Source organism: Cupriavidus basilensis, assembly GCF_029335485.1.
Lineage (GTDB): Bacteria > Pseudomonadota > Gammaproteobacteria > Burkholderiales > Burkholderiaceae > Cupriavidus > Cupriavidus basilensis_E.
In genome coordinates this window covers 56,641-63,450 of record NZ_JARJLM010000036.1, presented here as the reverse complement: position 1 = coordinate 63,450, position 6,810 = coordinate 56,641, and the positions used below count along the sequence as shown (strand labels likewise).

The following is a 6,810-nucleotide window of genomic DNA, read 5'->3' as shown; positions in this document are numbered from 1 at the left end:
ATCAACCCTCGATCCTTCATGGCGCGCTCCCGTCCAACCCAGGCGCTACCAGTATAGGTCTATCCAGGGGACATTCTGATGTGGCTGGAAGCGGACATTCTGATTTGGCCTTTACATTACGTTTTACGGATAATAAGGAGCACGTCAAATCAAGCTTTAGTCTGCTATCGCCACGCCGGACCCCAATACCGGCGCGGCTTGACGAGCGATAGCAGCGATTCAAAACCCTTGGAAATTTTTTCCAATACCCCCTTCTTTTTGGCCTCTTCTTCGACCAGCGCGAGGAACATCTCGCGGGGGTCGATGCCTGCTTCTCGGGCCAGCAAAAACGCGCTTGTGTAGTCGGGCAGAGTCTGGCCCTTGACGTACCTGTCGAGCGTCTGTTGCTTCATTCCGATGGCCTTCGCCACGCTGTTGACGCTCCGGCCATGAAGCGCCTTATCTATCAATTCACTGTAGCTCATAGAAAATTCCTCTTTTGTTGGTTACACAGTTCTGTGTAATCTTCGCGCCATACGTCACACAGTTCTGTGTAACCCAGAGTCGGGTTACACAGGCCGGAGTGTAGTCGGTAAACGAACAGGGGTAAACGAATGGCGCAAATGGGCTTGCTACTGGCTGTTGCAGCGGGCGTGGGTGCCGCCGCCGCTGTGGGTGCGTGGGCGGGCCTGTGGGCCGCTACGCGCATCGCCTCGGCGCTTGTGGACGTGCGGAGGGGTGCCTGATGAGTGGGCAACGGGTCTTTGTCATCGTTGTGGCGCTTCCGACCGGTCAACGGTCGTTTGAGGTCTACGCGATCGATGGTGCGCACGCCTGCGCAGCAGTGGAGATGCTCCTGCGCGGTGAAGGCTTGTCTGGGCCGTTTGGGATGGTGGTCGCGGGTGGGCATGGTTGCGGTCGGCGTCCGAGTTGGTTGGAGGGGGCAGCGTGATGCGAGTGATTGGCGCGAATGTCTTGTATTCGGTCCTGTGCTCCGCGCTTGAGCATGGTGATAACCGGGCTGGTGCGCGGGCTTGCCTGCACGCTCTCGGCGGCCTGATGGGGGAGTGGTGATGGACGCCTACACGTTGTTGATGGAAATCAATCGGGATCGCCTGCTTCGGCTGCTGTGGGAGCGTGAGGTCACGGTTTCGGCTTGTCGTGATTCGATTGCAATCGGGTGCGATGTTGAGGTTGGTCTTTGTCATGAGTTGTTCATGCTCGGCGGCTTGATGGGGGAGTGGTAAGCATGGGCAAGCTCAAAGCGACCGTTTCGGAAGCACGTCCCGCAGCGAAGCGCGGCGATGGTGGCGCGACGCTTGCGGCGCGCGCCAGCGCCGAGCGGAGCGAAGGACACCCCACCATGTCGGCGGTGGGGACCGGAAGTTCCCCCCTTACTAATAGGGGGGAACTAGAAGCGCTCGCGATTGCGGACCACAGCGATGTCAGCCTCGTGATGGCTGATTCTGGCGAGTTGAAAGTGGTATCGGTGCGTGTGCCGACGAACGGTCAGGTTGCCATCATCGACGGGCTGCGGGTGGTGATCGGCGAAGAAACGTTCTTGCCGGTGGTCGATGGCGTGGACGATGAAGCGTTTGTGCGGGCTACCAGCGCAGCACTCGAAGAGGTGTTTGGCTTCGGCTTGACGCGCAACCTCGGCCAGCGCCGGGACTTCTACGGCGAAACGTGGGAGCTAGGCGACAACTGGGGGCACGTGGGTTTCGGCGGAGCCAAGCAGAACAGCACCATTCTGATTTCGCTGGCGGGGCAGGGGACCATCGCGGCAAAGCCAGGATGGGAAGGGCGCTTGCATACGTTCCTGACCACGCGGGCAAGGCGTCCGGTGATTACGCGTGTTGATCTCGCGCATGACTGGTTTCACGGTGAAGTCACGGTGGATCAGCTTGACCAGATGCACACGGATGGATTCTTTACCAATGCGTACACCATTCCTTGCTGCCAGCATGCGGGGGACTGGAAGAATCCGAGTGGTAAGGGCCGCACGGTGTATATCGGCACGCGCAAGGCGGGCCTGATGTTCCGTGGGTATGAGAAGGGCATGGAGCAGGGTGACAGTACCTCGCCATGGGTGCGTGGCGAAGTGGAAATGTCGAACAAATCGCGCCTGATTCCGTTCGATGTGTTGGTCGATCCGAGCGGCTATTTCATGGGTGCGTACAAGAAGGCGTTTGCCTTGCTGAATCTGACGGTGACGCCGCAGCGGGCCGAGATCAAGCGCAAGAATGCGGAAATTAGCGTGGATGCATCGCTCAAGCTGCTCAACACGCAGTTCGGCAAGTACATCGGTGTGTTGGCCGATTTCTTCGGTGCGGAAGAGCTTGTGCAGAAGACGCGCAACAGGCTGGGCGATTGGCCCAAGCGGCTCAAGGTGCCCGACTACTTCTATGCGGATACTCCTGTGCATCGCCAGGAACGCCGGAAGTCTTTCAACGAATTCAAGCTCGACTCCAGCGACTATAGCGGCGCGCTGGGCATGGTCGTATAGCCGCGCTTAGGGGAAGTCAGATGCGTTTTACGACGGAAGTTCAAGTGCTCGGCATGAAGTCGAGTAAGGGTGCGATGGACAACGGCCAGACATACGACAGCACGAAGGCGTACATCGTGACGCCGCTGGATGCGTCGAAGGGTACGGCCAAGGGGATGGCGGCGGGTGAATACAACGTTGGCACCTCCGACGAATTCGCCAAGTACGAAAAGCTGCCTTTCCCGTTCATGGCGAAGGCTGACATGGAGATCGTCAGCAACGGCAAGACCTCCAAGACCATCGTGCACAGCCTCTCGCCTATCAAGGCGGCCTAACCATGGGCGCGGTTGTGTTCGTTGTTCAGGAGGTGGATTCGGGCATGTTCCTGTGCCCGTATTCCGGGGACGTGGGCTTCACGCACCGCCTGAAGGAAGCGGGCACGTTCGAATCGCGTGAAGAGGCATTTGAGACCGCGAGCGATCACTGCGACGAAGCGTTCGACGTGGTGGCCGTTTTCAACGAGAGGGGTTAAAGGGCTATGGAAGATACGCAAGATTTTTTGCATCAGCAGGAGCGGAATTTTTCGATTTCGCTCAGGCCGGTCGAGATAGCGACGCTGCTGGCGATTCTGCTGGAAGTGGGTCGTTATGGTGGTCCGAAGCTTGTGCAGGCGTGTGCGTATCTGCGCGGGCTGATTCAAGGCGATTGCGACGTTGAGGTGCATGTCGAAGCCTTGAATGCGTGTGTCGATGAGCTGCTGAAAGACATGCAGGAGGGGTGAGTCGTGGCGCTATGTGTTCAGGTCAACGGCTCCGGTGCTTTGGTTGCGGTCAGCCCGCAGCCGGCTGACTTGAGCACCTGTGCCTATGTGGTGCAGGCGTCGTCGGAGTTTCTGAACAATCCGCTGGCGTTGTCAGCGGGCGATGGGCAAACGATCGGTACGGCGATTCTCTTGGTTTGGGCGGTTGCGTACGCGATACGTGCAGTGCTTGGCGCTCTGGCGTCGGGCGACGATACCTCGGCGCTTAGCTGAGAGCCTGCCGGGGCATTCCGGCATTTTCGGGAGTTGGAAAAATGAAACTTGTTCGTAAGCTGGGCTATGCGGTTCCCCTGATGGCTGCTGGCGCTGCCAATGCTGCTATCGATCCGGCTGTCAGCACGGCACTGAGCACCGGTGCGACGGATGCGGCCACGGTCGGGGCCGGTGTGATCCTGATCGTGTTGGCGGTCAAGGCTGTGAAGTGGCTGCGTTCGGCGCTGTAAGGCTCTAGCGGGCTCTTTTAGTTTTTCGGGGGCCGATGGTCCCCATTTTTTTTGCGAGGCTCCTATGGGTGTTTTCGTCATTCTGGCGCTGGTTGGCGCGGCTTGGATCATGTTCACGCACAAATGAGAGGGGTCGTCTATGTTTTGGTCGTGTTGGTGCTTTCGGGGTGCGCTGCTTTGGACAAGTCGCCTCCTGGCTCGTGTCAGTCTCATTATCTTGGCTCTGTGTGCCTGTGGCCTGATTTGGGATTCTGAGGCTCGTGCTGATGCGCCCGTGACGGGCTATTACCTGAATTACAACAATGTGAACTACAAGGATGCGTCCTATATCCGCACATCCCAAGCGGCTGTGTGTTCGGATGTCTTGCCAGGGCCATGGGCTACTGCAATGGTTGGTTGGACTATGCAAGGCACGCCTGGGTATGTGGCTGGGGTCTCGGCGTGTTCAGTCACTATGAAGCGTAATAGTGATGGGTTCGTGCAAACAGCCAATCAGGGGACTGTTTATACCTTTGGGGCTTGGTGCGCGAATGGTGTTGCACCGGATACAACGAAGCCGCTTGCGAATCAGTGTTCTTCGCCTGGGCCTGTATGTACGGATGCTGCTGTCAAGTCGAAGTACCTGGGGGCTTCGGTACAGGGCACGGCAACGTCCTTGCCGAGCACGATCTGCATTCAGGGTTGCGCCTACCCTGGAGGCTCGGTTGGTGTGCAGTCCGGCACGAGCTATGCCTCTGATATCGGCATGGGGACCGGGGCTACCTGTAGCGGGGCGAATTACGACACCATCGATACGACGACCAAGGCGACCGATCCGCCGTCGCTGGTCAGTTGCCAGAAGCGTGGTTTGATTTACGGCACGGTGAACGGCGTTGGGATGTGCGCCCAGGCTGGGACCGTTCCGAATTCGACAGTACAGCAGAACACGTCGCAGACTACGCAGGCCACCGATGCGAGCGGGGTTCAGGCTGCGGCTCAGACCACGAATACGGTGACCAATGTCAGTAACGTGAATGGCGTGCAGTCGGTCACGCAGACGAAGACGAATCCGGACGGCACGAAAACTTCGACCACGGAACCGAAGGACAGTTTTTGCGCAACGAACCCGAACGACAAGGTGTGCAAGGGCACGGATCAAAGCCAAGCATCGGGCGGGGATGACTGCACATCGCCGCCGGTGTGCAACGGTGATGCGGTGCAGTGCATGATGGTTAAGCAGGAATATGGGACGCGGTGCGATAACCAGAAGGCGAACCCACAGAGTGCCCTTGCTGGGAACATTCTTGCTGGCAACGATACGGTGTCAAATCCGGCGGATGCGACCCAACGGACTACCTTAGCGTTGAGTAGTTCGATCGATCAGTCGGCGTTCTTGGCGGGTAGCGGCGGGTTGCAAGACAAGACGTTCACTGTGTCGGGTCAGGCGATCACGTTTCCGTTCTCTCGGCTGAATCAGTATCTGTCCTACATCGGCACGCTGTTCGTGGCCATTTCGATGTTGGGTGCGGCGAAGATCGTAATGGGAGGGGTTAAATAATGCCGGTATTTCTACTGTCTCTGCTTGGCGGGTTGGTGTCCATTGCGGCCTCGATGGTGGGGCGCGTGTTGATCGCGCTGAGCATTTCTTACGTGACCTACAGTGGCTTGTCGGTGCTGATCGATTCTTACAAGGCGCAGGTGTTGTCGAACCTGGGCGCGCTGCCGATTGAGTTCGTCCAGGTGCTTGCGCTGGTGAAGCTTGATGTGTGCGTCAGCATCTTCTTTTCGGCGGTGGCGGCGCGTCTGGTGTTGTCTGGTTTGACCTCAGACAAAATTACCAAGATGGTGCTGAAATGAGTACCTCGGTTGTTACCCTGGTTACGGGTCTGCAAGGGAATGGCAAAACCCTCTTTGGCATTCACTCGGTCAAGAAGCTTTGGGAAGAGGAGGGCGCGAAGGAGGGGGCAGTGTTCTATCACGGGATCAATGAGCTTGTGTTGCCGTGGTTGCCTTTGGAAAAACCGGAGGACTGGCCGGACGTGCCGGATGGCTCGGTGGTGTTCATTGATGAGGCACAGAAGCTGTTTCGGGTGCGTGCCAACGGTGCAGCGGTGCCGCGTTGGGTGAGTGAGTTGGAGACATTGCGTCATCGCGGGATTCGGCTGTGGTTGTTCACGCAGCATCCGATGTTGCTGGACAACAATGTGCGCCGGCTGTGCGGTCGGCATATCCATCTGGTGCGCAAGTTTGGCGCGCAGGCGTCGAGCTTGCACGAGTGGAATGCGGTGCGGGAGAACTGCGACAAGCCGGCCGGACGGAAGGATTCGCAACGCTCCACTTTCAAGTTTCCCAAGTCGGTGTATGGCCTGTACAAGTCTGCGGAGGTGCATACCGTCAAGCGGAAGATTCCTCCCAAGGTGATGGCCATTGTGCCGCTCTCGATTGCCGCGCTGGTGCTGTTGGGGTATGTGGGCTATCGCAAGGTCTACAAGCCGATGCACGGCGAGGCTGAGCTCACGCAGGCGGCAGGTTCGCAGAAGGGCGGGCAGATTGCGTATGGCACGGAAGGGGATCGGCGTGCGCGCCCGCTGACCACTGCGGAGTATGTGCAGTCGTACACGCCGCGGATTCCTGGGCTGGACTACACCGCGCCGGCTTACGATGACTTGACCAAGCCAAAGCGGGTGCCGGTGCCTGCGGCGTGTGTCACGTTCAAGGGCGGTTGCAATTGCTACACGCAGCAGGGCACGCGGTTGCCGGTTCAGAAGGATCAATGCGCGCAGATCGTGCAGACCGGGTTTTTCATGGCGTTTGATCCGGATGGGGAGCGTCCGCAACAGGTTGCGCAGCCGGTCCCGGTCGTGGCGCCGGCTCCGCCACCGGAAGCGGCAAAGCCCGCGCCAATGCCGCAGTTCGTGGTGCTAGACAATCGCCGGTCACCGTCTGCGATGGATCTCGAAGCGCTCGATCAGCCGGAAAAACCTCGGTTTGGGTATCGACGCTAATTTTCGTTACGGTTAGAAATGTAACGGATATTGATTATTCGTTACTAGTAACATAAAATAGATTTAATGGCTGTTAAACGTTACGTAACGAAGAATCTG

General features: G+C 58.3%; 11 protein-coding genes. 10 read left to right on the top strand and 1 reads right to left on the bottom strand.

Annotated elements, in window-relative coordinates:
• Positions 1 to 164 precede the first annotated feature (164 nt).
• A complete protein-coding gene (locus tag P3W85_RS02485; RefSeq protein WP_276263601.1) occupies positions 165 to 464 on the bottom strand; it encodes a helix-turn-helix domain-containing protein in 300 nt (99 codons plus the stop codon).
• Between the two features lie 588 nt (positions 465 to 1,052).
• On the opposite strand from P3W85_RS02485, the gene P3W85_RS02480 reads away from it, so the two are divergent.
• From P3W85_RS02480 to P3W85_RS02435, 10 genes are all read left to right on the top strand, one after another.
• Entirely contained in the window at positions 1,053 to 1,226 is a 174-nt protein-coding gene (locus P3W85_RS02480) for a hypothetical protein (protein WP_276263600.1), read from the top strand.
• Between the two features lie 2 nt (positions 1,227 to 1,228).
• Positions 1,229 to 2,485: a replication initiation factor domain-containing protein gene (locus tag P3W85_RS02475; protein ID WP_276263599.1), complete on the top strand. Its 1,257-nt coding sequence runs from the start codon at positions 1,229 to 1,231 to the stop codon at positions 2,483 to 2,485.
• Positions 2,486 to 2,505: 20 nt separating this feature from the next.
• Positions 2,506 to 2,799: a hypothetical protein gene (locus P3W85_RS02470; RefSeq protein WP_276263598.1), complete on the top strand. Its 294-nt coding sequence runs from the start codon at positions 2,506 to 2,508 to the stop codon at positions 2,797 to 2,799.
• Between the two features lie 2 nt (positions 2,800 to 2,801).
• The gene (locus tag P3W85_RS02465; RefSeq protein WP_276263597.1) at positions 2,802 to 2,996 is read left to right on the top strand and encodes a hypothetical protein; all 195 of its coding nucleotides are present in this window, start codon (positions 2,802 to 2,804) and stop codon (positions 2,994 to 2,996) included.
• Positions 2,997 to 3,002: 6 nt separating this feature from the next.
• Positions 3,003 to 3,245: a hypothetical protein gene (locus P3W85_RS02460; protein ID WP_276263596.1), complete on the top strand. Its 243-nt coding sequence runs from the start codon at positions 3,003 to 3,005 to the stop codon at positions 3,243 to 3,245.
• Between the two features lie 3 nt (positions 3,246 to 3,248).
• The gene (locus P3W85_RS02455) at positions 3,249 to 3,497 is read left to right on the top strand and encodes a hypothetical protein (RefSeq protein ID WP_276263595.1); all 249 of its coding nucleotides are present in this window, start codon (positions 3,249 to 3,251) and stop codon (positions 3,495 to 3,497) included.
• Between the two features lie 41 nt (positions 3,498 to 3,538).
• Positions 3,539 to 3,727, top strand: a complete 189-nt coding sequence (locus P3W85_RS02450; protein WP_276263594.1) for a major capsid protein — start codon at positions 3,539 to 3,541, stop codon at positions 3,725 to 3,727.
• 655 nt (positions 3,728 to 4,382) lie between these two features.
• Positions 4,383 to 5,264, top strand: coding sequence for a virulence factor TspB C-terminal domain-related protein (locus P3W85_RS02445; RefSeq protein WP_276263593.1), 882 nt, complete (start codon positions 4,383 to 4,385; stop codon positions 5,262 to 5,264).
• Positions 5,264 to 5,563 carry a DUF2523 domain-containing protein gene (locus P3W85_RS02440; RefSeq protein ID WP_276263592.1) on the top strand — a complete coding sequence of 100 codons (300 nt, stop codon included), beginning with the start codon at positions 5,264 to 5,266 and terminating at the stop codon, positions 5,561 to 5,563. Before P3W85_RS02445 ends, P3W85_RS02440 begins: the two co-directional genes overlap by 1 nt.
• Complete coding sequence (locus P3W85_RS02435; protein WP_276263591.1) at positions 5,560 to 6,711, top strand: zonular occludens toxin domain-containing protein; 1,152 nt, start codon at positions 5,560 to 5,562, stop codon at positions 6,709 to 6,711. The genes P3W85_RS02440 and P3W85_RS02435 overlap by 4 nt, the downstream gene beginning before the upstream one ends.
• The last annotated feature ends 99 nt before the right edge of the window (positions 6,712 to 6,810 follow it).

What these genes read in the sequence shown, in the direction of transcription:
- P3W85_RS02485 (WP_276263601.1), bottom strand. Translation starts at nt 464, where the DNA reads ATGAGCTACAGTGAATTGATAGATAAGGCGCTTCATGGCCGGAGCGTC.
- P3W85_RS02480 (WP_276263600.1), top strand. Translation starts at nt 1,053, where the DNA reads ATGGACGCCTACACGTTGTTGATGGAAATCAATCGGGATCGCCTGCTT.
- P3W85_RS02475 (WP_276263599.1), top strand. Translation starts at nt 1,229, where the DNA reads ATGGGCAAGCTCAAAGCGACCGTTTCGGAAGCACGTCCCGCAGCGAAG.
- P3W85_RS02470 (WP_276263598.1), top strand. Translation starts at nt 2,506, where the DNA reads ATGCGTTTTACGACGGAAGTTCAAGTGCTCGGCATGAAGTCGAGTAAG.
- P3W85_RS02465 (WP_276263597.1), top strand. Translation starts at nt 2,802, where the DNA reads ATGGGCGCGGTTGTGTTCGTTGTTCAGGAGGTGGATTCGGGCATGTTC.
- P3W85_RS02460 (WP_276263596.1), top strand. Translation starts at nt 3,003, where the DNA reads ATGGAAGATACGCAAGATTTTTTGCATCAGCAGGAGCGGAATTTTTCG.
- P3W85_RS02450 (WP_276263594.1), top strand. Translation starts at nt 3,539, where the DNA reads ATGAAACTTGTTCGTAAGCTGGGCTATGCGGTTCCCCTGATGGCTGCT.
- P3W85_RS02440 (WP_276263592.1), top strand. Translation starts at nt 5,264, where the DNA reads ATGCCGGTATTTCTACTGTCTCTGCTTGGCGGGTTGGTGTCCATTGCG.
- P3W85_RS02435 (WP_276263591.1), top strand. Translation starts at nt 5,560, where the DNA reads ATGAGTACCTCGGTTGTTACCCTGGTTACGGGTCTGCAAGGGAATGGC.